This is a genomic window from Runella sp. (assembly GCF_965279615.1).
In the GTDB taxonomy this organism is placed as follows: Bacteria; Bacteroidota; Bacteroidia; order Cytophagales; family Spirosomataceae; genus Runella.
On sequence record NZ_OZ257252.1, the window covers coordinates 1,173,909 to 1,198,311 of the forward strand.

Genomic DNA, 24,403 nt, shown 5'->3' on the forward strand with positions numbered 1-24,403 from the left:
CATAATTTTTCATTGCAACTCAAAACAACTACCGCAAAAGTAAAAACTTCCCTCTCAGCACATGCCCATTTGGTTCAGTGCGAATGATAAAGGCATACTCCCCTATCGGTAATGAATCTCCCTGTACGGTACCGTCAAAGTTTTTTTGAGTGTTGCCTTTTTCGAAAAAGATGACCTGCCCCCAACGGTTTACAATGGTGACTTCCGCCGCCGGGTATGCTTCCAGCCCTTTCAATTCCCACGTATCGTTTTGCCCGTCCCCGTTTGGGGTAAATACCTCCGGCACGTATATGCCTGAAAATACCCGGATCGTGATACTATCCTCGGCCAAACACTCCATTGGCCCTTTGGCCGTGATATGATAGGTCGTTGTATGCTCAGGCGTAAATGTCGTTTTTGCCAAAGCAGGATTATCAACTCCGCTTTCCGGGGTCCAGTGGTACGTGTAACCAACTCCCATATCAGCGTTCAATGTTACGGACGCTCCTTTAAATATAATTCGATCCTCGCCTAAGTTGAGTGCCGGAGGGCTTGAGACTGTAACTGTTTTTTGGGCCTCTCCATTCAGGCAATCTAAGTTCCCTTTGACGGTATAGGTAATGACATGTCGTCCAATCCCGGCCATTTTTGGGTCAAAAGTTGCATTGGCAATCCCCGGGCCTGAAAAATTTCCACCTGCCGGAATGCCTTTCAATGCAATCGGCGATGCCGAAATGCCGCAGAAGTCAGGAATGGAATCTATCTGAACCGTAATTTTATCTACTTTTTTTATTTCAATTTCTTTTGAAACTGCTTTACAACCATTTGTGTCAGTAACAGATACCGCATAATTTCCTTCCTGATTTACCGTAAATAGGTCCTTAGACGCACCGCTTATTGCTTGTCCATTCCTACGCCATTCAAACTTTTTTAAGTCAACTCCTTTCGCTGTTAAAGAAAGTGAAGTTCCCTGACACAGTTGATTTCCCTGACTGTCAACAGTAACCACCGGTTCAGGATACTGGATTATCGTCAGAGGTAAAGAAGTAGTGGAACATGAATTCGGAGCCGTTACTTTAACAGTATATACGCCTGCCTGTGATATGATCACAGAGTCTTTTATTCCTCCGATGGGCTGCCCGTCGCGCATCCACTGGTAAATATTGGTTCGGCCGCTTGTTGAATAAAGGGTCAAATTATTTCCTTTGCAATAACCATTCTTTAAAGCCCTAATGTCCGCTTTGGGTGGCGTACTAGGAATAACCGGCGAATTACCTGAAGTAGTGGCGCAACCGTTTGAGTCCGTTACTCTTATGGCATACACGCCCGTTTCAATGGCTTCATATGAGGTTGAGGTCGCACCATCAATTTTCTTGTTTTCGCGATACCACTGATAAGTCAACGCGCCGGCTCCCGACGCAGTTACCGTCAGTTTTATTGTGCCATCCACACAGGGCGTGCCGGAGGGATTTCCTGCCGTTACACTTACTGTTGGTTTCGGAACCAACGAAATGGTCACGGGGTCCGAAGTGATTGTTTTGGGGCAAAGCAATTCATTCTTCACCGTACAGGTGTATACTCCGGTTTGGTTGTTTCGAATCACTAAAACAGTATCCGTTGCGTTTGGAATGTCTGTATTATTCAACTTCCATTGGAACGCACTCCCTTTTGCATAACTTTTCAGATTGAGCTGCACGATACTGTCCTCACATACTGCCGTCAGTGCAGGTAACGCAGGTTTTCCTACTTTCGATACGCTGATAAGTGGTTTACTGTTTGTCTGACTGCAATCATTGACCTCAAACTGCATTTCACGGTAATTAATACATAATAGAACACCGTTACGGCTTTGCTCGGTTAAAAAGGCTACTGAAAAGACACCGGTTTGGGGAGGAGTCAAGGTAACAATAAAAGAAGATGTAGATGAATTATTTGTAAAAACCGCATTGCCGGAAGGAACAACACTGTTTCCCATTCCCTGACTGGAGGCGCTGAAGCCCGATTTCCAGTCTACTTCCTTAAAAGGCAAACTGCCGCTCGTCACCGGAACGGCATTACGCAGTACTAAATTAAAGGTTTGAGGATTAAAGGTGGTTTGGGCAGGGAAAATACCTACTCCTATATTGATACGATTGCTTTGTCCTTTGCAAATGTATTTATAACTCTCAGGTATCCAACCGGATGCAGCTTTTCCATCGTTGGGGTCGTTTAGTTGTTCAAATAAATACTGAGGCGAAAACCAATGATATAACACTATAGGAGAAGAAGCTACGTTGGCCGAGGGATTACGCGCTCCCACAGGCGCATTGACTACATAATATCCCTGACTGTCATTGAATTGGATCGGATTTACGATGGTATCATAATTGTAACGCACAAAAAGATAGTTTATCCCGGAAGTCCCCCCCGCCGAGCCGCAATCGTTTAAAACAGCAGAGCTTTGAGTGTCCTGGTCTTTTCGTGCCGTATACTCTTTTACGACCGTATTCGTGCTTTTTTGAATGATCCTGAATGTCAATCTATCCGGCAAAGCGTTTGCGCCCTGTGCATCGGCGTAAAAAGTGCAGGCAAAACGATAGGCATACGGCTGCCCCGAAAAAGCTCCTACAGGATTTCGCCGGTCAAAATGTCCCCCGTAAATACGTTGAGCCTGTACTTGAAGAGTTAACAACCAAAGACCAAAGACAAGGTAAAGTTTCGCCATAACTGATGCATAGTGTAATGTCAAAAATAGCAATAAGTCAAGAACTTATCCCAATTTACGAAGGAGGATTTCGGTGGTTGGGCTATTATTAAAATGCAAATTTTAGCGAAGTGGTGAATTTTTCAAAAAATGCACCGGTTGTCTTTATAACTAACATTCTATTTATAATGACAAAACCTCGCCTTATTTTAGATCAGGATGACGTATTGGCCGATACACACGGCAGACTTGCCGACATTGTAGTTCGTGATTTCGGAACCGGCCTTCTTCGTGAAGAATTTTACAAAACATCTTTTCACAAAATTCTCTCTTCCGACCATCATCAGCGATTGTACAAACTCATTCAGGAACCGGGATTTTTCAGCGATATTCCTTTAGTGCCCAAAGCGCAGGAAACTGTTTTTGAACTCAGCAAAAAATATGAAATTTTCGTGGCAACGGCGGCGATGGAGTTTCCCAATTCATTCCGTGACAAATACGATTGGCTGAAGAAACATTTCGATTTTATTCCTTGGTCAAATATTGTTTTTTGCGGCGACAAAAGCGTACTCAACGGTGATTATCTGATCGACGATATGCCTCGCAATCTCAAGACTTTCAAAGGAAAAGGATTGCTTTTCAATGCACCGCATAATTTGGAAGAAACCGCTTATGAACGCGTAATGAATTGGGACGATATTGCTTCAAGATTGCTGTAAGCAAAATAAAACCTATAAGGTTTTGAAAACCTTATAGGTTTGTAAAGGACGACATCGTCTCAAAAGTGCTGTAATACAAAAAAGGGACGAATTATTCGTCCCTTTTTTGTATATAAAATCTGAAACCTATAAGGTTTATAAATTTAATTATTGCATCATTTCAGCCTTCGGTTTGGGCACTTCTACTCCAACCTTTGCTTCTTTCATTTTAATGATCTTTGTCCAACTCAAAAGTTTGATGACGGGATACGTAGGGTCAAACTCAAACCATTTTGTTCCAAAATTCACACGGTTTGGCAATTTGTGGTGGTTGTTCTGAAATAATTCGCCCATCATCAACAAATCAAAGATCAACGAGTTTTTAGACTCGTCTTTGTTGTCAAAGTTCTGGTATCCGTACTTATGACCGCTCCAATTGACGATTGCGCCGTGTACGGGTCCCATCAAATAATGGATCGGCAACAAAAGGAAAAATGCCCAGTGCATGTCAAGGTACAAAAAGGCAAACAGATAAAATGCCGAGTACATAATTCCCCAACCAAGGCGCGACATCCATGAATCGCCAAGTTTTTCGAGTTTTTCCCAGTAAGGATAATCGCGCTCAAAACGAGCTTCCACTTTCATTTTACGGCTCAGAACCGCATTATAAATATCTTTGGTTTTCCACATCATCGTAAATACGTTTTCGGTATGATGCGGCGAGTGAGGATCTTTATCAGTGTCACTGAATGCGTGGTGCATTCGGTGTAAAATTGCATAAGCGCGGGGGCTCAAATAAGATGACCCTTGTGAAATGTAGGTCAATGCATAGAAGAATTTCTCCCAGAACTTGTTCATAGTGAACATTTTATGGGCAGAATAACGATGCAGAAAAAATGTTTGGCAAAACAAGGAAAGATACCAGTGTCCAAAGAAAGCGGCCAAAACTGCGTACATGAATATTAACGGGTTATTTTTAAATTGAAAACTTGTACAAAACTAAGAAATACTTTCGGCATAAACAACACTGTTCAGCGAAATTTCGCAGCTATTGATTGACCGTAAGTGCGTACTGTACCAAGTTGGCTCCCATACGCAATGCCTGCTGTCTTAGCTCCTCCGGATCATTGTAAACACTCTGGTCTTCCCATCCGTTCCCCAAGTCACATTCGTAACTGTAAAAACATACCAAACGCCCTTCCCAAAACAACCCGAATCCCTGCGGGGCTTTGGCATCGTGCTCATGCACTTTAGGTAAACCGTTGGGAAAATTGAATTTTTGGTGGTAAACAGGGTGCGTATACGGTACTTCTACAAATTCCAATTCAGGAAATACTTTCTTCATTTCCCGTCGAATGAATTTATCAAGACCGTAATTATCATCCAAATGTAAAAAGCCACCCGAAATCATGTAACGGCGAAGGTTACGTGCTTCTGAATCCGAAAACAGAACGTTTCCGTGACCCGTTAAATGAACAAACGGATAGGAAAAAAGATCGGGACTTCCGGGCTCAACGATGTCTTCGTCAGGGAAGACATTCATGCGGAGGTTTTGATTACAGAATTTAATTAAATTAGGCAGCGATGTTTTATTAGCGTACCAATCTCCGCCCCCGCCATATTTTAATTTAGCAATTTTATACGCATACTGCGCCTGTGCAGCGGGCAACAAACAGTAAGTCGTAAGCAGGGTGGATATAAAAAAAACTCGAATAACATTCATAGCTACCTTGTGTGAGATGGATTTTATGGTTTACGAACTTAACGTAAACGAACGGCTTACGCAAACATATATAACCATTTTTTCCATCTCATACAAAATCAATACCAATTTCTTCGCTCACGCAGCTTTGTAAATAAAGGAGTCACTGTAAGATTGCGTTTGAGAGCACGTCCTTTACGGCGGGAAACGGGCAATTGCACTCCGTTTTTAAGTAAAACAAAGTCTGATGTCATCGAAACAATGCAGTTTCGGTTGACCAAATATGATTTATGAATTCGGATAAATTCGGTATCTTCCAGCACTTTATCAAAATGCTTCAACGTCTTGGCTTCCAGGTATGTCTTCCCGTCTTTGGCAAAGAAACGCGTATAGTTGATCTCCGATTGCAGGTACATAATTGTACTGATGTCAATGGTTCTGACCATTCCGCAAAGATGGATGCAAAGGTGGTGTACGGGTGTTTCTTCAATTTGTGATAGTGAAAAAAGTTGTGGCTGTGACATAAGAAAGTTGATTTAGACATTTTGAATGACCCAAAGTTGGGGTATTCCGGGAGCCTAAATCAAATAAGAAACAGTGAATCGTATCAATAGCCGATTAAAACGTAGAGAAGTACCAATCGAAGCGTTAGGATTGGGCTATATAATTAACCGAATGAAGTGTTTGGCAAGCCACCAAAGCGGCGGTTTCAGTGCGTAAACGCGTATTGCCAAGCGTTGCCATTTCAAAATCGTACTGTTGGGTCAATTGTATTTCTGCTTCTGTAAAATCGCCTTCGGGACCGATCAAAACGGTATACTGCTGCATTGGCTGCGCCTGTTTTAATATATGTAACGGGGTTCGATTTTCCGGCAAATGCGCAATGAATTTTTGAGTTGACGTAACCGTGGGGATATATTTTGTAAAATCTCCTACTTCTCTGATTTCAGGTAAAAAGGCCTGTAACGATTGCTTCATGGCCGAAACGGCGATCTTATGCAATCGCTCCAACTTCATATTTCGTCGTTCGGAATGTTTGGTGTAAAAAAACGAAATGGTATCAATGCCGATCTCGGTCGCTTTCTCCACAAACCATTCAATGCGGTCCATGTTTTTGGTCGGAGCCAGCGCAATTTCGATACTGAAAGGTTTCGGAGTTTGTCGAGTTTGTTGCGTTACTTTCAGATCACAACGTTTGGGGCTATTTTGTTGAACAATCGCATCAAACCAACTCCCCTGCCCATCCGTGACGCGCACGGCTTCGCCTTCACGTAGGCGCAGTACTTTTGCGGCATGAAAGGCTTCATCGTCAAGTAAAGCAGATAGTTCAGAAAAATTGGGTTGATAAAAGAGATGCATATTTTCAGAAGTGAGCAGTCAGGAGCGAGGAGTCAGAAGCATCTGTTCTCGCTCCTGATTCCTCGCTTCCAACTCCTAATTTTCAAATTTAACTTTAGGATTCTTCAATGACTTCATGGCCTGTGTCAAACCACCGAGCGTCAATGGAAACATTCGATTATCCGACCATTCTCTGATGAGACTGATGCTATGGGTGTATTTCCAGTAATCGGCTACGGTGACGGGGTTAAGCCACACAAAATGAGGGTATTGCTCTTTGAAACGATTGAGCCACGCCATGCCCGACTCTTCATTATAATGCTCTACACTGCCGCGTGGGTGCGTAATTTCATACGAAGCCATCGAAGCATCGCCCACGAAGATCACTTTGTATTCTTTGTTGTATTTATGTAATACTTCCAACGTCGGCACGCGTGAACTGCGCCGCGTATTGTCGCGCCAAAGGGTTTCATAAACACAATTATGAAAGTAGAAATATTCGATGTGTTTGAACTGATACTTGGCCGCCGAAAATAATTGCGAACACATTTCGATATGGTCATCCATCGAACCGCCTACATCCAACAGCAACAATACTTTGACATTGTTTTTGCGCGAAGGGTGCATGTGAATATCGAGAATACCACCGTTGCGGCTCGTGCCTTCGATGGTCGCGTCCATGTCGAGTTCTTCGTCCATTCCCTGTCGCGTCAGGATGCGCAACCGGCGTAACGCCATTTTCATGTTGCGGGTATTGAGTTCGAGGTCTTCGTCGTAATTTTTATATTCCCGGTTTTCCCACACTTTGGCCGCCGTTCGGTTGCCCGCCGAAGGCCCTTTCACTCGAAACCCTTCGGGATTAAATCCGTTATTGCCAAAGGGAGAAGTGCCGCCTGTTCCGATCCACGTATTGCCACCGTCGTGTCGATCTTTCTGTTCCTGAAGCAATTGCTGAAATCGTTCAAAGAGTTTTTCTAAGCCCCCCATCCGTTCAATGAGTTCTTTTTCTTCGTCAGTCAACTCGCGTGAAAGTGCATCTTTGAACCATTCCGGAGGGAGATTGGCCTCCATGATCTTAGCCTCAACGGTTTCGGCATTTTTGAAATATTCGGCAAACAGTCGGTCAAACAAATCGTAATGCATCTCATTTTTGATAAGCGCCGTGCGACTGAAATAGTAAAACTCCTCCGCACTCATGCCGATCACCTGCCTTTTGAGCCCTTCCAGCAAATTTAAATACTCACCAATGGAAACAGGCAGAGTGTGTTTTTTGAGCAATAAGAAAAAATCGAGAAACATATTAAAAATACATTTAACTATGCCGATCTGTTATTTACGATTATATATATTCGTTTCTCAGATAACTTTCAGTTTGGTTAATTCAACCGGTCAATACGGCTTAAACCCTTTCGCTCTGAGAGCCGCATACAAATCATTGTCCTGCTCATTTTTGAGCAATGCCCCCAAAAACGGCGGAACCTCGGGAAGCGTTTCCAAATCTTTCAGGTCATCGGAAGAAACTTTGGCCCATAAAAGTAATTTGATCCAGTCGATCAATTCACTCGTCGACGGCTTCTTTTTCAGCGCTTTCACGTCGCGTACGGCAAAGAAAGTTTTCATCGCTCTTTCAAGTAATTCCTTTTCCAACTCAGGATAATGTACTTTCACGATTTGGAGCATGGTTTCCCGATCCGGAAAACGAATAAAATGGAAAAAGCAGCGCCGCAAAAACGCGTCGGGCAGTTCTTTTTCGTTGTTGGAGGTAATGATCACAATCGGACGTTGTTTGGCCGCGACGGTACGGTCCAATTCATAGCAGTAAAACTCCATACGGTCAAGCTCCTGCAACAAGTCATTGGGAAACTCAATATCAGCCTTGTCGATCTCATCAATCAGCAACACCACCTGTTCGTCCGACTCAAAGGCCTCCCATAATTTCCCTTTTTTGATGTAATTCTCAACGTCGTAAACGCGTTTATCGCCCAATTGCGAATCCCGCAAACGCGACACGGCATCATATTCATACAATCCCTGATGCGCCTGCGTGGTTGACTTTATGTGCCATGTTATCAGTCGTTTGCCTAAAGCTTTTGCCACTTCATACGCCAGCATGGTTTTGCCCGTGCCGGGCTCTCCTTTCAACAACAGCGGTTTTTGCAGACTAACAGCGGCATTAACTGCCACCGATAACTCACGGGTAGCAACGTATTTCTCAGTTCCTTCAAAGGGGAGATTCATCTCAAAAATTATTTTTCAGTTAAGAATGAAACGCTGATTTTTATGATTTATAAGATAAAATTATGGCCTAAAAATCAGCGTTCTAATTTGTCATTTCCACATCAATTGGCACAAGATACCTTTCAACAAAGTAATTAAAACTTGGGTTATGAGGATATGATGCCTTCAATATTTTTGTTTTGCAGTAGTCTCGTGACAATTTTTCGTAAATCTTAGCATCTTTCCGGCTTGGATTTATAGTTTCCTTTTTAAGTTTCCCCAAAGACTGATTGAGTTTATGCAGGCAATTATTCACAGCCGTTCGAGTTTTATCGGTATAATAAAGCGGCAGCAACCAGCATTCTATTTCATCAACAGATACCGCAAAAAGAATTTTATCCTTGTGGGATTCATAAAATTCATTCCCAAAACTATCCAAAATCAGTCTTACAAATTTATCAATGATTCGTTCAATGAATTGCGCTGTTGATTCTCCATGAATGGGAGGTACATCATAATTCTTTTCATGGGCACAATCAGTATCAATCTGAATAACAAAATAATCAATTTGAATAAAGGCATCTTTGAAAACGGTTGATTTACAATACTCAAAAACATTGTACCAATTACCAAAACCTTTTAGTTCATTGGTAGCATCGCGTAACGGTTGCAACTGGCGTACAACAAGGTCAGGATCGTTGAAATAACCAATCAAAATATTTTCCAAAACCACATGGTCGGTGACACCTTCGGCAATGAGTCCAAATGTGGGCATAGATTAAAAATTTTTAGGAAGCCCGCCAATGTATCCTCTCAAAAATTGCTCCGACAACCGCACCGGTTCCTGCCCTTCCGGCACAGGCTTATGCGTAATGCGGAGGGCCTTAGTATGACCAAGTTTATTGCGCGAAATCACAAAAAGACGCTGTTCATCATCCTTCAAATCAAGCCCATCCAACACCGCAGGATTGTGCGTAGTCATGATAACCTGTTTTTCATGCTCTTTGGCAAGTTGGGATAATTGCTGTACCAACCGACTCGCCAACTTCGGATTCATGGCATTATCAATGTTGTCAATGGCGAAGAATTTGGGAGTATAATCACTGATAAACAACGAGAAATAGAACAGCAGATACAAAAATCCTTCGTTGGAACTGCGTTGATCGAAATACGCTAATCCATCTTCCAAAAAACGGTCTTTGATGCGGATTCTACGTTCTGTAAAGCGTAGATCATTGGGAATTTCGAACCCTTCAAACCAATCAATCAAGGCTAAGTTTTCACGGATTTTTTGAAATTGCTCGGGTTTTTCTTCGTAAATGACCGATAATAGTTTAAATAATCCTTCTCCTCGGATTCCTAGTGGCGTAATTTGGGATTCGTCTTCAAAGCGGCGGAGGAAGTAGTTTTCGGGGGAATAAATGAGGAAATCTACTAAATTAAATCTAATATTAAGCATTTGCCTAAATTTATCCACAACGAGTTTTTCAACCCATATATTTAAATTTCCCTGTTTCATTTCCAACCTCTCTCTTAATTCATCATCTAATTCTTGTATTTCTTCTAAAGTCGAGGTTTTAATAGTATCAATAATTTCACCCATATTCCTTTCTTCCCAAGTTGAAAAAGGGCCATTTTTATTATGCAGAGTAAAATTTATTTTACCAGAATCTATACTTTTAACAATTATTTGAATGTCTTTATCCAAATTCTCTTTCTCAAAACCACTCCGCATGGCCTGAGCCTCCGCCACTCTTATCCCTCTAGAACTCAAAAATTCATTATCTAATTTATTCTCAGCAGCAGCTGAACCCATCGCGATAGCTTCCAAAATATTACTCTTGCCGCTGCCATTCTCTCCGATAAACACATTGACTCGCCCCAACTCCAACGTGAGCGATTGAATGGATTTAAAGTTTTCAATTGTTACTTGCTGAACCATGTTCTTACTTTCAATTATTCCTGTCGCAAATTACACTTTTTTAAACATTTGAGCTTCCGGGCTGCGAATACATTCGTTTGCGACGGCATTACAAAAACAAAATAGTCAGGTAATTTTGTCGATTCAAGCATAACCAACTTTATGAAACCGACTATCGAACAATTGCACAATTCCCCAAACTATGAATTGGTCGATTCTTTCCATATTGACCAAATGGGCGAATTTTTGGCGCGAGAGATAAGAATGAAGCAAAAAAAAGCCGCGTCGGACCAACGAAAAATGACCCCCAAAACGTTTCTGCTTTTTTTAATATTCGGAGGTATCGGCTGGGCAATTGGCTCAGTGCTAGGAAAGGCAACTGTAAAATCCGGCGTAGACGGCACTAACATAGCTCTACAATTCGGATTGGCTTTTCTTGGTTTTTTTGTTGTTTTATTGCCTATTCACGAAGCTATTCATGCGCTGTTTTTTAAGGCGTTAGGCGCTGAAAAAGTAGGATTTGGATGGTCGAAGAAAAGCCTCATTGTATATGCTTACGCTCAGAAATTTGTGATGACGCTCCGCGAGAACGCGTGGGCAGCGGCCATGCCGTTTATCGTGATCACGATTGCGCTGGCATTTTTGTGGTATCTTTTTCCGCAATGGCCGTTATTTTGGGCAACTGCCTTATTTTTTCACACCACTGCCTGCATCGGTGATTTTATCCTGATCAGGTATTATTTTAAAAACGTCAGGTACAGAATGTACACTTACGATGATATTGAAGAAAAAAACCATTCATATTTCTTTCGGGAGAAAATCAATTAGCAATGGCTGTCATTAACCGTGTGACGGATAAGGTATCTAGAAAACTTTCATAGCTTCTCCCAGCTTATATTCTACCGGAATTTGTTGCGGCAACGCTTCAAAACGGAAACCTAAGGAAGCATAATGATCCAGAAAACGAGGCAGTACGTAACTCATATTACGCCATGCTTTGATACTGTCGTGCAAGACAACAATAGAACCGGGCCGCGTGTGTTTCAGTGTTTTTTCGAGACAATGCTCCGGAGAAAGGTATTTTTCAAAATCACCCGTCAATACTTCCCACATCACAACGTGATAATCGTTCAACAGCGGTTTGGCCTGACTTAATTTAATACGCCCATAAGGCGGGCGAAAAAGGTTCGTTTTGACAGGTAAAACTTCCTGACATTCTGCCACATTCTCCCAATACCTCGAATCGTCCGTTTTCCAGCCGTTAAGGTGATTGTTGGTATGATTTCCTACGCTGTGTCCGGCACTTATCAATTGGTTAAAAATCTCCGGGTACTTACGCACATTATCGCCAATACAAAAGAAAGTTGCTTTGGCATCAAATCGTTCCAATTGTTCCAACACCCATTCCGTCACGTCAGGGATCGGGCCGTCGTCGAAGGTAAGATAAATGACGTCTTCGTCCGTTGAGATATTCCACACAAAGGGCGTGTAGAAAGCCTTGAGCAGGCGGGGTGATTTGTGAACAAACAATGGAATCATTAGCTGTACAATAGTGAATTTTTGCTCAATAGGTTATAATTTTCAACGCAATTTCCTTCCTTTCCACTCATACTCTTTTTGTTGGGCTGCCAGTCCGAAAAACAACACATACACCGGGTAACAAAGTTGCACAAAAGGAATATACCATACAAATTTACTTTTATTCAAAAAGCTGATAATCAAACTCAAAAATAGAAATTCGGGCAGATATTTTATCATTAAAATTGTATTAAACCTTACCTCCTTCATTCCTTCTCCAAGTGCTTTTACCAACACGGCAATCGTTAACGCATTGACAATAAATACAAATACGGCCACAAGCATCGTGGCAATTCTCCGATTTACGGCCCATTTGCCCGCCCAGCGAATTCGCTGCCGATAAAAAGCACGCCAGTTTTCCTGCGTTTGAGTGCGTACAACAGCGTCTTTATTTTTCAAAAAACAAATATTTTCCGGGTATCGATGATGCATTTTTTGAAGCAAAAATTCGTCATCTCCTGACGCAATGGAATCAATGCCGGCATAACCGCCTACTTCGTCGAACGCAGCACGTTCATAAGCAAGATTGGCACCGTTGCACATCGTTGGATGTTTCGCTTCCAATAAGCAGGCACCCGTACCGATCAAACTGGCAAATTCAACTGTTTGAAAGATATCAAAACTATTTCTTTCATCAAAAAATGTGACCGGACCGCTGATAAATTTAGCCTTGGTTTGCAAATACGTTTGCGCAATTATCTCTAACCACTTCTCTCCTACCCGACAGTCACCGTCGGTGGTTACGATCAGTTGCCCCACCGCTATTTTTAATCCTTCCGTAATAGCGCGTTTCTTGGGAGAATTGACTACAATATCCTCCAAGGAGATCAATTGTATGTCTATTGCGTGCGACCTTTTAAAATCATTTACAACGCCTTCCGTCGCATCTGTCGAAACATCGTTGACTACAATTACTTCAAAAGAATGTTTTGCCAACGTCTGCCGCAACAAATCATTCAACAATACGCCAATGCTCTTTTCTTCGTTGCGTACCGGTATAATGACCGAAAGCTTGAATTGGGTGGGGATAGTAACCCTCTCGGAGGGCCTTTGCGGAATACGAAGCCATTGCACACAAAGCCACAGGCAGGCAAAGGCATAAAGTAAAAATATAAACCAAACCGCATACATCATGCGGCGAAATTACAAAAAACTCCTTATTCCAAAATCTCCATTGTATGATGCGTTTTGTGGGGGTCACTCCCGCCACCACTTCATTTTCAGCATCCAAAATGCTCCTATCCCTACGGGGAGCAAAATATTAATGCACCATAAGGTCAGCGTTACAGCAACAATGCGGGTGGGAGCTATTTCGTAAAAACTGAAAAAGTACAATGAAGAGGCTTCACGAATGCCCAGATCACCCAGAAAATTGAGGGCAGGAATAAGCGTTTTTGCAAAAAAGACCAAAAAAATACAAGCGAGCGCCGGCAAAACAGGCAGCGAAATATCAAAAATAGAAAGCAATAAACCAAACTGAAGGGTAAATACCCCATAGCGAAGTACGGCCCAACGAAAAGCACGGCGGATTTCAATTAATTCATAGAGAGCAATAACGTCTACGTAGGTCTCAATCCACCGAAACCAGCGGAAACGTTCGAGGTAATTTTCAGCACTCTTCCGTTTGATAATCAACCATATACCAAAAATCAATGTCGACGTCAGCATACCTAACAGTGTTAGTTGAGGCCAATGTTGAAGTGCTGCCTGATGTCCAATGAAAAAGACCCAGCCTACTGTTCCAAAAAACAGTGATACATAAAATTGCAACCCATTGGAAAGCAGCGCGGCCCCCACTCCCGTAAGACGTTGACTGCTTTGCAAGGATAATACCCGACCGGCGGCATCTCCCACGTTATTGGGCATTAAAAAACCCAACGCCAATCCAGCCAACACACCTTTCAGCGACTGTAAAAAGCTGATCTTTTCTATTTTTTGAGCCAATAGTTGCCATTTTCGACTTTCGCAGGCCCAGTTGAGAGGAGTTAGCGATACAACCATTCCTAATTCTGTCAAATGATTGAAATTGAGGCGTTCTATGAGAAGTTGGTAGACATCCTGCAAGCTTTCGCCTTTCTCCCGAATGGTGGCATACAGGTACGAAAGCATGGCACCCAATAGGAGTAATTTTAAAAACCACCCGATTTTTTTAAGCGAATACCACCGAGAAAACCACGAAGGGGTGTTACTTTGCATCATGCAAAAAGACTTGTCAAATCAGCCAACTGAAAAAATCATTTTAGGTGTTGACCCCGGCACCCGCATCGCGGGCTACGCAATCATCCGTATCATCGAACATCGCATCGAACTTCTTCAATACGGCGTTTTAAAGCTCGACAAATATAACAGCCACGAACTGAAACTAAAGAAAATCTTTGACCGCATTACACAAATCATAGAAGAGTTTTTACCTGATGAAATGGCCATTGAAGATCCTTTTTATGGCAAGAATCCCCAATCCATGCTAAAACTTGGACGAGCGCAGGGTGTGGCAATGGCCGCTGCCCTAAATCGCAGCATTCCAATTGTAGAATATTCCCCAAAAACCGTAAAAATGTCGGTGACAGGCAGCGGCAGTGCTTCCAAAGAACAGGTAGCATATATGCTGGAAAGTATTCTCAAACAAAAATTAGAGGCTGAATACCTGGACGCCACCGATGCTGTTGCCATCGCCATTTGTCACCATTACCACGCCACAGCCTTACCTTCCGCCGCTGCTAAAAAGAAAGGCGCTAAAAAAGGAGGTTGGTCGGCATTTGTAAGCGAGAATCCGAATCGGATCAAATAGTTCGGGCGGTAAAAGACATGCACTATTTTGTCGATTTCCATTTAATAAATAGTGGTAAAATCCCTTTAAGTTGTCTTCATGTAAGTTTGTAAAGAGCGCCTGCTTGACTATTTTTGCAGATAAGTCCATAAACTCGAAACCTTAGAAAAACTCACCATCGTTGAAATTTACAGCCAAAATAACGTTTGTCTTTGTCCTGATTATAGTTTATCGCACCGTATGTGCGCAGGAAGTCCATATCAAAATAGTGCAACAGGGCAAGACATTTAAAGACTCTTCTTATTATGATATTGTCCCGGTAGGAAATCAATTCTGGATCGGGGGCAAATATGGCACGTTAAAATCCAGTGATTCACTCGGTCATTTATCCAACATTGAGTATCCCAATCAAAACGTTGACATTTATAAAATTGACCGTTTTGACGCGCAGAATCTGATCGCATGCGCTGATAAAGGCATTGTGTACAAACACAACCTTGTGGCCAAAACGTGGGAAGTTATTAAAGTAAAAGGGTACGAAAAAGCCTGTTTTTACAATATGGCCGTCGTTAATGATTCTACAGCTTTTATAGGTGGCGGCAACACCGCTATCGCCCATTCGCAAAAAACGATCCCGCTGGGTTTTATTTTAAAAACCATTGATCGCGGTCGAACTTGGCAAAAAGTATATAGTAATGCGTTTAAAATGGTTTGGTGTGTCAAATACAATCCTCATGATCGAAAAGTATACGCATTGATGTATTCGCCCAATCGTACGCATTTGTACGCGCTGGAAAACGACCGTTGGCAACGCCGTCAAAAGGTAGGTAACAGCATTTTTCACGAAATACAATTTGAAAATGCCACTGATTTTATAGCAACCGGAGGCTGGATCGGCAAAAAAGGTCGTATTTATCGTAATACCCACAAACAGGTCATCAACGATGCCGGTTTGATCTGGGGTCGTGTTTCCAACCACCAATATGACCTGTATACCGCCTGCAACGGACAAATCATTCTGGACACTAAAAAGGGGAATTACAAGCGTTTTGGCGTAAAGCTCAACGATCAATTCAGCATTTATGAAGCCATTTTCACTTCTGCCAATACCGCTCTCGCCATCGGAAGCGCCCAAACGCTTTTGCACATTACCGTTCAGGAATCAGCCCTAACGGCTAATCACGCCCGGTAAGTGTTTGATTTTTATCAGTTTGCTGCATATACTTCTGCAATGCCTGTGCTATCAATGCGGTGGTATACGCATTCGACGTGAAATAGAGTACATTGCGCACCACCGTCCCGCCCGAAAAGTAAACTCCACCTTTCCAATAAATTCTATTTCCCTCTGATTGTCGCTGATGATGCAGGAAATCCACAGCCCGATCCAATAAGTGCTGCGGAACATTCAATCCCGAGCTTCTGAAATTTAACATTGCCAGTAATGCATACGTCGTTGATTGGAGTTCATCATGATGATTGACTCTACGACGACTATGATAACTTCCCGGTTTCCGTTGTGATTCCATCAAATGCTGAAGCATCAATTGTGCTGTGGGAAGAAGGGCAGTATCTCCTGCCGCCAAAGCCCGCGAAACGGCATAGTGAAAATGGTAGCGATTGGGATAATAATGCCCCGCACGGCTCCATCGCCGATACAGCGCCTGATGGTGAATAAAACGATGCGCACCTTGTTGGCCCTTACTTAAAGAAATATCTCCTCTCTTCGCCAAATACGTCAGCACATTGGCATTTACCACCGCATCTACATCGTTGGTGCCGTAAGGAATGTAAGGTTTGTAAGGCGTTGGATAACAGATGCTGCTTTTCAAATAAAAAATTTGGTTGTGCCCAATGGTCTTAATTATGTTCCAACGTTTAAACATATGTTCTTGACCCAACCACGTCATATAAGCCCCTGAATCCGGGCAACCATTAAATAAATAGTTATACCAGTGCCGATTTTTGCGTTGCTCATCTCGGTAAGCATCAAACAGTTCAAATGACGCTAACGGAATCGCTTCCGGATTTTCTCGGTTTCCGAAAATCAGTTGATGGTACCAAACCGCCAAATTTCCGGAGGCAGTATCATCGGCATCGTTTTCGACATTAGCCGCGTTGTTGATATAACGCGAGGATAGTTTATAATGCGTAGGCCGCCGTACCAACGGCACGGGATACGGTTCCGGCCCTTTCTGCAAGTCACGATTGGGCGGAAGAAGTTTCCAAAAATTAAACCGTTGCTCACCGGCATAACTCTGAATTTCGGGGTATGAAGCTCGGAGCATTGGAAGAATATGGTTTAAAGACGTATCTGCTAAATACATCTCCGCCAATACGTTATAGATACCTGATGTGGTAAAACTATTGGAATCACGGTATTTATAGCGCTTTCCGAGCATTATAAAACGCTTATGCATTTGCATATACGCCGGCCATTCGCCTTTAAATTCTTTGTTCTCGATCGTTTGCCTGCATTGCGAATCTGCCAAATAATTAAGCGCTCCCAAGAGGTCATTTTGAAGCGAATCAAGGAAAGTTTTCGATTGCGCTGCCCCCTGCAAATCTCCACAAAAAAGAAGTAATACTAAACAGCAATGCGTTCTCCATTGTGAGGTATGGAACTTACTTGCACTGTGGCGCTCTCCTTTGCACATTGGTCCACAGCACCATTCACTAATATTTATTGAAAATCTCATTCGGATAGACAATAGACCCAATTTTATCTTCGTTATTACAACAACAAAATAAGCAGATTAACCCTTACGTATAATCAATAATTTAGGCTTCTTTAAGTTTGGCAAAGTTATTGATGCAGAACAATCTGACAGAATTTTAGTTGTTTTTTGGGCAATAATCGTATTTTTGCCTGATTCTTTACCAACAAACAGTATTTCCCTGTAGTAGTAATAACGATCAAAGAATAACAAATAACGATTAACTATTTAATCTAAATGGTCAAATTCAGTATGAAAGCGGCGATTTGGGTACTGGCAGCCACAGTGTTGTTTAGTGCTTGTAAGTCAAAACACCCTTCCAGCCTTAATCCGGGCAAGAAAAGTACGGCAACTAACTCCGACTTTGCCTCAAAGAATGGAAAGAAAAGTAAGAAGAAAGGTGCGGCAGATGCGCCATCAGATGGTTTTGTGGTATTACCTTACAAGTCACAAGTAGTAGGACCTAACCTTGTATTTATTGAAGGCGGTCGTTTTACGATGGGGGCATTGGAAGAAGATGTGATGAGTACGCACGATAACCGCGAGCGTACTGTGAGTGTGCAGTCGTTCTACATGGACGAAACTGAAATCGCTAATTTGCATTATTTAGAATATTTGCACTATACCCAACGCGATTCTTCTGCGGAAGTATATGCAAAAGCACTGCCTGATACCACTGTTTGGTACGATCCGTTGTCTTTCAATGATTCATACGTAACGTACTACTTCCGTCACCCGGGCTTCCGTATGTATCCTGTTGTTGGGATATCTTGGATTCAGGCCAACGATTATTCTACATGGCGGACCAATTTTGTAAACAGCAATTTGGCAAAACAAGCCAACGGCAAAAGCAAAAAAGGAGTTACTTTAAAACGCAGCAAGAAAAAAGGCCAAGCTGCCGCCGAATCAGAAGCATTGATGGCAAGTTCGCCTTCGGCGCGCCCTGCGGTAGAAAGCGGCTATGTTTTACCTGATTACCGCCTGCCAACAGAAGCTGAGTGGGAATACGCTTCCAAAGCAATGATCGGAACGCAGTATGCGGACGAAAACCAGTCAAATCAGCGGATTTATCCTTGGGACGGCTCATCATTGCGCAATCCACGCGGCAAGAACAAAGGCCAAATGTTGGCTAACTTCAAACGTGCACGTGGTGACTACGCGGGTATTGCAGGTAAATCAAACGACGGTGCCATCATTACCGAAGAAATTTACAAATATCCGGCCAACGATTTTGGTCTGTATAACATGGCCGGCAACGTAAACGAATGGGTGTATGACGTGTATCGTCCTCTTTCGTACATGGACTTTAAAGATTTGAACCCATTGCGTCGTGATGGCTTCCTGGATGACGAAAAACGCTACGATGCCAAAAACAGCAATTCCGTTGTAAACGATAAGTTACGTGTTTATAAAGGTGGTTCATGGAATGATGTAGCTTATTGGCTATCACCCGGCACACGCCGTTTCTTAGCGCAAGATTCATCTACAGCGACCATCGGCTTCCGTTGCGCAATGATCTCAACCGGAAGAAATAAATAAGAAGTAGTTTATAAATGCATAAAAAAGGGCGATTGCTGATGCAATCGCCCTTTTTTATGTTGAAACAACCGCTAATACGCTGCTGCTATCGTAATGACTGAGACTTCTTTGGCGCCATTCTGTTGCAATTCAATGACTGCTGACTCAAGGGTGGAGCCGGTGGTCACAATATCATCTACTAAAGCAATTCGTTGATGATTGATCTTTTCAGGCAACTTTACCTCAAAAATACCCGAAACGTTCTCAAATCGTTCAATACGGGTTTTATGCGTTTGCGTTTCTGTATTTTTTCTCCTTGTAAGAATTTTGTCCGACCACGGCACTCCTAAGTTTTCGGAAAGTCCTGCGGCAAATCGGTCGCTTTGATTATAACCTCGCTGAGTCAATTTTCGGGAATGAAGTGGGATAGGAATTACCCAATCAAAAGAATGGTTCATCCCTGCCTGCCGAAGTTCGTAGCCGTAGAGTTTCCCCAATACATTTCCGACTTCGGGTCGATTACCATATTTAAGTTGGTGAAGCATTCGCTGCACTTTTCCTCCTTTTTCAAATTTCAGGAAAGAATACACATTTTCAACCGACACTTTTCCCGCAAATTTTTGCTCCAAAACAGGTATGTGCACTAAATGCGAATGTGTTCTGGGCAGATTAGCTCGACATTTAGTACAGATAATTTCTTCATTACCTACCAATTGCGCCTTGCAGGAGCTGCACAGATTTGGATAAAATAAATCAAGCACATCATGCCAAAAAAGTGTCGGTTGGAATTTAAAAGGCATTCGACATTAATAGTTAAAGAACTAACGGTTAAATAAAATCGGATTAAGCACACTATCAGGCACACTTCCTACCGGCGACGATGCCAACCACGTTTCCCAATCAGCCTGTTGAAAACTATTCTTGGGCTGAGCAATACGCTGGTCTTTATCCATATAAATCATCGTCATTACTTTGCGGGCACTTTTTGAGGCATTGGCACCGGCACGGTGGAACAACCAACCTGCATGATAACTTACTTCTCCCAAATCAAACGGTCCTTCGTTCTGATTAAACTGATTCAGACTTTGAGACATCAATACTTCGCTTTCGTCACTAATTTCAAGATCACGGCCTATTTCAACAGATTGACTTTTCTCGGCAAAAGCCAACGGTCCCATTTCCATCGGAGTTGCCTGTAATGGAATCCAAACAGTCACCGTTTTGGGTGAAGCCAACGGCCAATAGAATTGATCCGCATGCCAAGGAGTTATGCCACCGCTCGGTTCTTTGTAAAGTGCCTGATCGTGATACAAACGTACACCTTCCACTTCCATAAGGTCAGCCGCGATTTGGGCCAAACGTTTTGAAAACACAAACTCTTTGGCCGTTTCGTCTTCTCTCCATAAGTTCATGATTTGTAAAAAAGCACGTTCGTAGGTGGAGCGCTCTTCCATCGGTTTAGTCAATTTATTGAGCTTAAAGACCAGATCAGTAATGATATCTCCGTAATAAGAGATCACTTCGGGGCTCAATACATTTTTAAGTTTTACGTATCCGAACTCTTGGTAAAAGGCGATGGCCTCGGGCGTAACCGAATATGGCGTATTCAACTCTTCTTTTAAAGCTGCGGTATCAATTGTTGCGAGCATGATTGTGAATGATTAGCTTGAATGTTGATACAAAATAGCAGAAATTATAAAAAGAGAAAATGCAGTTTTTTGATTAAATAATGTGGTATATTAACTTATTATTTAATCATATAGATATTTTTAAGTAAATATTTAACATATTCGCAGCCCAAAGAGTCAAAAAGCATGAAACCTCAGCTCGAAAAAATAGCCATTGATGGCTCTTTTTCTTACTTAGCTCGTCATTTCAAAAGGGCGTATTTCGATGCCCCGTGGCATTATCATCCCGAATGTGAGCTAACGTACATTGTTAAAAGCTACGGACAACGTTTTGTAGGAGATCATATTGGGCCATTTTACGAAGGTGATCTGGTGTTGCTTGGATCAAACCTCCCCCATTTCTGGCGCAACGACGATGTGTTTTATCAATCAAACCCTGACCTTTTGGTTGAATCGGTTGTAATCCAATTCCCGCAAAGTTTGATTGCTGATTTTTTCGAAAAAGTAACTGAATTTAAGTCGATTCAGGAACTGATGAAAAAAGCAACTCGTGGTATAAAGTTCAGTGCTGAGACTACGCAAAAAGTAAAAGCCGCGATTTTGCAGTTGCCTTATTTGTCCGAAGGATTTCGCTTTATTTCATTTCTACATATTCTTTTGGAATTAACGGAAGATATTTCTGCCGAATTGTTGGCCGATACTGCGTACCAAATAACCACCGATGACGCCGATACCGAACGAATGAAACGGATCATTGAATTTACACTGGCGCATTTTCAGGACGAGATTCGGCTCAGTGACATTGCAGAAATCGCACACTTGACAGTGCCGGCTTTTTGTCGTTATTTCAAAAAAAGAACGCAGAAAACCTACATTGATTTTCTCACGGGCTTCCGCATCAGCCACGCCCGTACGTTATTAACGGATTCTGAACTGAGCGTGGCGCAGGTCGGCCTGGAATGCGGATTTCATAATTTGTCCAATTTTCACCAAGCATTTAAACGCCAAACGGGAAAATCACCGCTGCACTATAGAACTGCTCATAAAAAAAGCAAACTGCATTAGCAACAACCCGAGTTGGGCGTACAACAGGAAGAAACCTGTTCCAAATCAGACAGTTTTATCTTGGACTTTTCAATCTCTTTTTTCATTACTACCGCCGAACTTGGGCATAAATTGCTGAATTGTTGTGAGTGTGCAATCTCGATGGGTACGGTTTCCCGGCTTATACGTTCATAGCCCTGTTTTTCAAAATAGCCGTCAGCCGTAGTGGTTATCAAATAAAGTTCTTTTACCCCCTTCAGGCGCGCTGACTTGGTTAGATCATTTACCAAACGGCGAGCAATCTTATAATTACGAAAATCTTTATGTACTGCCACCGAACGCAATAAGCCAATCGTTCCATTTATTTCTACCCCCGCTGAGCCCATTAATTTTTCATCGTCAAAAGCCAGAAAAAAATCAGGCAATGATGGATTAAGGTCTTCAGTAGGCAATCCGGCCGATTTTAATAAATTAACAACTGATTCATAATCAGACGCCTGCGCCATTCGAATTTCAACTTCAGCCACGGCTGCCAATGTGTCTGAAGGTTTAGACCCGTCAGACGAATAAAACTTCGAAGCGGCAGGTTTTTCAGCGTATACTGTAATGCTGTAAATTCCTGTTCCGCCTGTTCTGAAAGTTGTGATTTCTTCGGGCGATAAAAACGTAGTTAAGATAGTGTCAGGAAGAACGATTTCACGGTCTTTTTGCAGCGTTATGTTTACAAAACCCGTTTGTTCAATCAGGTTGAGATATGCTTCTTTCTGAATCGCTCCCGCTACGCAGCCCGCATACATTTCAGCGGCATGTTGCAATCCTTCCGGCAGTTCTCCCACCAATACAATATCCGAAATACTGAAATGTCCGCCGGGTTTCAATACGCGAAAGATCTCAGCAAATACATTGGCTTTATTGGGCACAAGATTCAGCACGCAGTTGCTCACGATCACATCGGCAACATTATCATTTACAGGCATTTGTTCAATATCACCCTGACGAAATTCTACGTTATTAAAACCCAATTTTTCAGCATTCGCCCGGGATTTGGTGAGCATTGCTTGGGTAAAATCAATGCCAATCACTTTGCCTTCCGCTCCCGTTTCGGCACGGGCCACAAAGGCGTCATTCCCTGCTCCGCTTCCCAAATCAATGACAGTATCACCGTGTTTGATTTGGGCAAATTGCGTCGGTAAACCACAGCCCAGTCCTAAATCAGCGTCGGCAACATAGCCTGACAGCTTGGTATAGTCTTCGGCCATAATGCCGATAAAATCTTCCTCAGTGCCGCAGGTGGGGCCACAACCGCAGCAAGAAGCCGAATTTTGATCCTTTGACTGCTGTGCTACTTCCGTATATTTTTCACGGACAATGTCTTTGAGCGTCTGTTCGTTGTTCATCTCAGTTCTTTTATTAAATGTGAATAATGAAAATAAATGGCTGTAAATGGGTAGTGTTTTTAAATTACACCGTCAAGACGAACAGCATACTTGAAAAGACGCAACTTGTTTACAATTATTTTCACATTTTTTTTCTGAGCCGGAAAGCGTGTGGCAAGTGGGTTTAGCTTCTATCGACAGTACTTCTCCCTTTTCATTGGTTTCAATGAAAGTACACTCTTCCAGTAAATGACGCAATTTTGCCCGACCCCGTTGAATACGGGATTTTGCCCCCGAAAGACTTAATTGAAGGCGATCAGCCACTTCCTGTTGGGGCAGTTGCTCTAAGTCTGCCAAACGGAGCGGTTCGGCATAAGCAGCGGGCATTAATAATAATAATGGCTTGATAAAGGTTTCGGCCTGTAAATAAGTAGTTGTTTCAGTTATTTCGGCGACATCGTTCCAAGTATCATATTTTTGGAAACGTTGTTCGCGCCGCACATAATCAACGATGGTATTTTGCGCAATCTGAAAAATCCAGGAACGCAGATTAGTTATCCCTGCTTTCTCACAGGAAAAATCATGCTTTTGGCAAAACGTATAGATCTTGATAAAAACATCTTGGGTAAGGTCTTTGGAAATCTCCTCATCACGGATGCGTTTACGAACATAATCTGCCACGGATTGTCCGTAGTTACGCCAGAAATTGGGCAGTTGGTTAGTGGAAGGATTATAACACATAACTGATTGTATTATTACGATGGTTTAGGGCAAAAAATTTAACAGCATTCGGCTTTCAACAAAACGGCAAAAACAGCTCCAAACATTTGCTGGGCTTCTTCCCACACTTTTTCATTGATACAATAGCAAACTCTCGGCGGGTCAATGCTTCCCTGAATGATACCTATGCGCTTCAACTCTTTTAAATGTTGCGAAACCGTTGCCTGTGAAAGCGGCAGTTCATCGACCAAATCTCCACAAATGCAGGCCTTTTTTGAGGCAAGTAATCGCAGAATTGCGACCCGTGCCGGATGCGCGAATGCCTTGGCCAAATCTGCTGTTCGGTTGTCTTCTTCGCTGAATACTTCGGTTTTGGATAGCCCCATAATCATTATTGAAATTATATATCGCAATATTACGATATATAATTTTTCCAACAAAACATTTTTGCTTTTTCGCTTATTTTCAGAGAGTTACACAAGAAACGTAAAACATATAAAAATTGGCTATAACACTTTTT

At 42.4% G+C, this 24,403-nt stretch carries 24 protein-coding genes; 6 read left to right on the plus strand and 18 right to left on the minus strand.

Annotated features, from left to right (window positions below):
• Window positions 1-28 precede the first annotated feature (28 nt).
• Window positions 29-2,683 (minus strand): gliding motility-associated C-terminal domain-containing protein, encoded by a 2,655-nt coding sequence (locus tag ACQY73_RS05295; RefSeq protein ID WP_428662469.1) that lies wholly within the window; start codon window positions 2,681-2,683, stop codon window positions 29-31.
• Window positions 2,684-2,850: 167 nt separating this feature from the next.
• On the opposite strand from ACQY73_RS05295, the gene ACQY73_RS05300 reads away from it, so the two are divergent.
• On the plus strand, window positions 2,851-3,381 hold the full coding sequence (locus tag ACQY73_RS05300; protein WP_428662472.1) for a 5' nucleotidase, NT5C type: 531 nt from the start codon (window positions 2,851-2,853) through the stop codon (window positions 3,379-3,381).
• Window positions 3,382-3,528: 147 nt separating this feature from the next.
• Here the strand turns inward: ACQY73_RS05300 and ACQY73_RS05305 are convergent, their stop codons facing one another.
• The 8 genes from ACQY73_RS05305 to ACQY73_RS05340 all read right to left on the minus strand — a co-directional run bounded on the left by ACQY73_RS05305 (window position 3,529) and on the right by ACQY73_RS05340 (window position 10,559).
• Window positions 3,529-4,317, minus strand: a complete 789-nt coding sequence (locus ACQY73_RS05305) for an acyl-CoA desaturase (RefSeq protein ID WP_428662475.1) — start codon at window positions 4,315-4,317, stop codon at window positions 3,529-3,531.
• Between the two features lie 91 nt (window positions 4,318-4,408).
• Complete coding sequence (locus tag ACQY73_RS05310; RefSeq protein ID WP_428662478.1) at window positions 4,409-5,083, minus strand: DUF4159 domain-containing protein; 675 nt, start codon at window positions 5,081-5,083, stop codon at window positions 4,409-4,411.
• 98 nt (window positions 5,084-5,181) lie between these two features.
• The gene (locus ACQY73_RS05315) at window positions 5,182-5,586 is read right to left on the minus strand and encodes a LytR/AlgR family response regulator transcription factor (RefSeq protein WP_428662481.1); all 405 of its coding nucleotides are present in this window, start codon (window positions 5,584-5,586) and stop codon (window positions 5,182-5,184) included.
• Window positions 5,587-5,710: 124 nt separating this feature from the next.
• Complete coding sequence (locus ACQY73_RS05320) at window positions 5,711-6,421, minus strand: 16S rRNA (uracil(1498)-N(3))-methyltransferase (protein WP_428662484.1); 711 nt, start codon at window positions 6,419-6,421, stop codon at window positions 5,711-5,713.
• A gap of 75 nt (window positions 6,422-6,496) precedes the next feature.
• A complete protein-coding gene (locus ACQY73_RS05325) occupies window positions 6,497-7,699 on the minus strand; it encodes a vWA domain-containing protein (RefSeq protein ID WP_428662486.1) in 1,203 nt (400 codons plus the stop codon).
• A 90-nt stretch (window positions 7,700-7,789) separates the two neighbouring features.
• Window positions 7,790-8,638 (minus strand): AAA family ATPase, encoded by an 849-nt coding sequence (locus ACQY73_RS05330; protein WP_428662489.1) that lies wholly within the window; start codon window positions 8,636-8,638, stop codon window positions 7,790-7,792.
• Between the two features lie 82 nt (window positions 8,639-8,720).
• Window positions 8,721-9,392 carry a hypothetical protein gene (locus ACQY73_RS05335; RefSeq protein WP_428662492.1) on the minus strand — a complete coding sequence of 224 codons (672 nt, stop codon included), beginning with the start codon at window positions 9,390-9,392 and terminating at the stop codon, window positions 8,721-8,723.
• Window positions 9,393-9,395: 3 nt separating this feature from the next.
• Window positions 9,396-10,559 carry an AAA family ATPase gene (locus tag ACQY73_RS05340; protein ID WP_428662495.1) on the minus strand — a complete coding sequence of 388 codons (1,164 nt, stop codon included), beginning with the start codon at window positions 10,557-10,559 and terminating at the stop codon, window positions 9,396-9,398.
• A gap of 141 nt (window positions 10,560-10,700) precedes the next feature.
• On the opposite strand from ACQY73_RS05340, the gene ACQY73_RS05345 reads away from it, so the two are divergent.
• Window positions 10,701-11,366, plus strand: coding sequence for a DUF3267 domain-containing protein (locus ACQY73_RS05345; protein ID WP_428662498.1), 666 nt, complete (start codon window positions 10,701-10,703; stop codon window positions 11,364-11,366).
• A 36-nt stretch (window positions 11,367-11,402) separates the two neighbouring features.
• Here the strand turns inward: ACQY73_RS05345 and ACQY73_RS05350 are convergent, their stop codons facing one another.
• From ACQY73_RS05350 to ACQY73_RS05360, 3 genes are all read right to left on the minus strand, one after another.
• On the minus strand, window positions 11,403-12,077 hold the full coding sequence (locus ACQY73_RS05350) for a polysaccharide deacetylase family protein (protein WP_428662500.1): 675 nt from the start codon (window positions 12,075-12,077) through the stop codon (window positions 11,403-11,405).
• A 42-nt stretch (window positions 12,078-12,119) separates the two neighbouring features.
• Window positions 12,120-13,250: a glycosyltransferase gene (locus ACQY73_RS05355; RefSeq protein ID WP_428662503.1), complete on the minus strand. Its 1,131-nt coding sequence runs from the start codon at window positions 13,248-13,250 to the stop codon at window positions 12,120-12,122.
• A 63-nt stretch (window positions 13,251-13,313) separates the two neighbouring features.
• Complete coding sequence (locus ACQY73_RS05360) at window positions 13,314-14,315, minus strand: hypothetical protein (protein WP_428662505.1); 1,002 nt, start codon at window positions 14,313-14,315, stop codon at window positions 13,314-13,316.
• Here ACQY73_RS05360 and ruvC point away from each other — a divergent pair.
• A complete protein-coding gene (gene ruvC / locus ACQY73_RS05365; protein ID WP_428662508.1) occupies window positions 14,314-14,904 on the plus strand; it encodes a crossover junction endodeoxyribonuclease RuvC in 591 nt (196 codons plus the stop codon). The two genes, ACQY73_RS05360 and ruvC, sit on opposite strands and share 2 nt — an antisense overlap.
• A gap of 160 nt (window positions 14,905-15,064) precedes the next feature.
• On the plus strand, window positions 15,065-16,075 hold the full coding sequence (locus ACQY73_RS05370) for a WD40/YVTN/BNR-like repeat-containing protein (protein WP_428662511.1): 1,011 nt from the start codon (window positions 15,065-15,067) through the stop codon (window positions 16,073-16,075).
• Here ACQY73_RS05370 and ACQY73_RS05375 read toward each other — a convergent pair.
• On the minus strand, window positions 16,059-17,579 hold the full coding sequence (locus ACQY73_RS05375; protein WP_428662513.1) for a hypothetical protein: 1,521 nt from the start codon (window positions 17,577-17,579) through the stop codon (window positions 16,059-16,061). The two genes, ACQY73_RS05370 and ACQY73_RS05375, sit on opposite strands and share 17 nt — an antisense overlap.
• A gap of 255 nt (window positions 17,580-17,834) precedes the next feature.
• Here ACQY73_RS05375 and ACQY73_RS05380 point away from each other — a divergent pair, with 255 nt between their 5' ends.
• The gene (locus ACQY73_RS05380) at window positions 17,835-19,136 is read left to right on the plus strand and encodes an SUMF1/EgtB/PvdO family nonheme iron enzyme (protein WP_428662516.1); all 1,302 of its coding nucleotides are present in this window, start codon (window positions 17,835-17,837) and stop codon (window positions 19,134-19,136) included.
• A 71-nt stretch (window positions 19,137-19,207) separates the two neighbouring features.
• On the opposite strand, the gene ACQY73_RS05385 is transcribed toward ACQY73_RS05380, so the two are convergent.
• Entirely contained in the window at window positions 19,208-19,915 is a 708-nt protein-coding gene (locus ACQY73_RS05385) for a ComF family protein (protein WP_428662519.1), read from the minus strand.
• 21 nt (window positions 19,916-19,936) lie between these two features.
• Window positions 19,937-20,764 carry a phytanoyl-CoA dioxygenase family protein gene (locus tag ACQY73_RS05390; RefSeq protein WP_428662522.1) on the minus strand — a complete coding sequence of 276 codons (828 nt, stop codon included), beginning with the start codon at window positions 20,762-20,764 and terminating at the stop codon, window positions 19,937-19,939.
• A 165-nt stretch (window positions 20,765-20,929) separates the two neighbouring features.
• Between ACQY73_RS05390 and ACQY73_RS05395 the strand changes: the two genes are divergently transcribed.
• The gene (locus ACQY73_RS05395; RefSeq protein ID WP_428662525.1) at window positions 20,930-21,808 is read left to right on the plus strand and encodes an AraC family transcriptional regulator; all 879 of its coding nucleotides are present in this window, start codon (window positions 20,930-20,932) and stop codon (window positions 21,806-21,808) included.
• On the opposite strand, the gene arsN2 is transcribed toward ACQY73_RS05395, so the two are convergent.
• The 3 genes from arsN2 to ACQY73_RS05410 all read right to left on the minus strand — a co-directional run bounded on the left by arsN2 (window position 21,805) and on the right by ACQY73_RS05410 (window position 24,269).
• Window positions 21,805-23,184 (minus strand): arsenic resistance N-acetyltransferase ArsN2, encoded by a 1,380-nt coding sequence (gene arsN2 / locus ACQY73_RS05400; protein ID WP_428662528.1) that lies wholly within the window; start codon window positions 23,182-23,184, stop codon window positions 21,805-21,807. The genes ACQY73_RS05395 and arsN2 overlap by 4 nt on opposite strands.
• 72 nt (window positions 23,185-23,256) lie before the next feature.
• Window positions 23,257-23,904: a sigma-70 family RNA polymerase sigma factor gene (locus ACQY73_RS05405; protein WP_428662531.1), complete on the minus strand. Its 648-nt coding sequence runs from the start codon at window positions 23,902-23,904 to the stop codon at window positions 23,257-23,259.
• A gap of 38 nt (window positions 23,905-23,942) precedes the next feature.
• Window positions 23,943-24,269 carry an ArsR/SmtB family transcription factor gene (locus tag ACQY73_RS05410; RefSeq protein ID WP_428662534.1) on the minus strand — a complete coding sequence of 109 codons (327 nt, stop codon included), beginning with the start codon at window positions 24,267-24,269 and terminating at the stop codon, window positions 23,943-23,945.
• Window positions 24,270-24,403: the final 134 nt, after the last annotated feature.

What these genes read in the sequence shown, in the direction of transcription:
- ACQY73_RS05295 (WP_428662469.1), bottom strand. Translation starts at nt 2,683, where the DNA reads ATGGCGAAACTTTACCTTGTCTTTGGTCTTTGGTTGTTAACTCTTCAA.
- ACQY73_RS05300 (WP_428662472.1), top strand. Translation starts at nt 2,851, where the DNA reads ATGACAAAACCTCGCCTTATTTTAGATCAGGATGACGTATTGGCCGAT.
- ACQY73_RS05305 (WP_428662475.1), bottom strand. Translation starts at nt 4,317, where the DNA reads ATGTACGCAGTTTTGGCCGCTTTCTTTGGACACTGGTATCTTTCCTTG.
- ACQY73_RS05310 (WP_428662478.1), bottom strand. Translation starts at nt 5,083, where the DNA reads ATGAATGTTATTCGAGTTTTTTTTATATCCACCCTGCTTACGACTTAC.
- ACQY73_RS05315 (WP_428662481.1), bottom strand. Translation starts at nt 5,586, where the DNA reads ATGTCACAGCCACAACTTTTTTCACTATCACAAATTGAAGAAACACCC.
- ACQY73_RS05320 (WP_428662484.1), bottom strand. Translation starts at nt 6,421, where the DNA reads ATGCATCTCTTTTATCAACCCAATTTTTCTGAACTATCTGCTTTACTT.
- ACQY73_RS05325 (WP_428662486.1), bottom strand. Translation starts at nt 7,699, where the DNA reads ATGTTTCTCGATTTTTTCTTATTGCTCAAAAAACACACTCTGCCTGTT.
- ACQY73_RS05330 (WP_428662489.1), bottom strand. Translation starts at nt 8,638, where the DNA reads ATGAATCTCCCCTTTGAAGGAACTGAGAAATACGTTGCTACCCGTGAG.
- ACQY73_RS05335 (WP_428662492.1), bottom strand. Translation starts at nt 9,392, where the DNA reads ATGCCCACATTTGGACTCATTGCCGAAGGTGTCACCGACCATGTGGTT.
- ACQY73_RS05340 (WP_428662495.1), bottom strand. Translation starts at nt 10,559, where the DNA reads ATGGTTCAGCAAGTAACAATTGAAAACTTTAAATCCATTCAATCGCTC.
- ACQY73_RS05345 (WP_428662498.1), top strand. Translation starts at nt 10,701, where the DNA reads ATGAAACCGACTATCGAACAATTGCACAATTCCCCAAACTATGAATTG.
- ACQY73_RS05350 (WP_428662500.1), bottom strand. Translation starts at nt 12,077, where the DNA reads ATGATTCCATTGTTTGTTCACAAATCACCCCGCCTGCTCAAGGCTTTC.
- ACQY73_RS05355 (WP_428662503.1), bottom strand. Translation starts at nt 13,250, where the DNA reads ATGATGTATGCGGTTTGGTTTATATTTTTACTTTATGCCTTTGCCTGC.
- ruvC (WP_428662508.1), top strand. Translation starts at nt 14,314, where the DNA reads ATGCAAAAAGACTTGTCAAATCAGCCAACTGAAAAAATCATTTTAGGT.
- ACQY73_RS05360 (WP_428662505.1), bottom strand. Translation starts at nt 14,315, where the DNA reads ATGATGCAAAGTAACACCCCTTCGTGGTTTTCTCGGTGGTATTCGCTT.
- ACQY73_RS05375 (WP_428662513.1), bottom strand. Translation starts at nt 17,579, where the DNA reads ATGAGATTTTCAATAAATATTAGTGAATGGTGCTGTGGACCAATGTGC.
- ACQY73_RS05380 (WP_428662516.1), top strand. Translation starts at nt 17,835, where the DNA reads ATGGTCAAATTCAGTATGAAAGCGGCGATTTGGGTACTGGCAGCCACA.
- ACQY73_RS05385 (WP_428662519.1), bottom strand. Translation starts at nt 19,915, where the DNA reads ATGCCTTTTAAATTCCAACCGACACTTTTTTGGCATGATGTGCTTGAT.
- ACQY73_RS05390 (WP_428662522.1), bottom strand. Translation starts at nt 20,764, where the DNA reads ATGCTCGCAACAATTGATACCGCAGCTTTAAAAGAAGAGTTGAATACG.
- ACQY73_RS05395 (WP_428662525.1), top strand. Translation starts at nt 20,930, where the DNA reads ATGAAACCTCAGCTCGAAAAAATAGCCATTGATGGCTCTTTTTCTTAC.
- arsN2 (WP_428662528.1), bottom strand. Translation starts at nt 23,184, where the DNA reads ATGAACAACGAACAGACGCTCAAAGACATTGTCCGTGAAAAATATACG.
- ACQY73_RS05405 (WP_428662531.1), bottom strand. Translation starts at nt 23,904, where the DNA reads ATGTGTTATAATCCTTCCACTAACCAACTGCCCAATTTCTGGCGTAAC.
- ACQY73_RS05410 (WP_428662534.1), bottom strand. Translation starts at nt 24,269, where the DNA reads ATGGGGCTATCCAAAACCGAAGTATTCAGCGAAGAAGACAACCGAACA.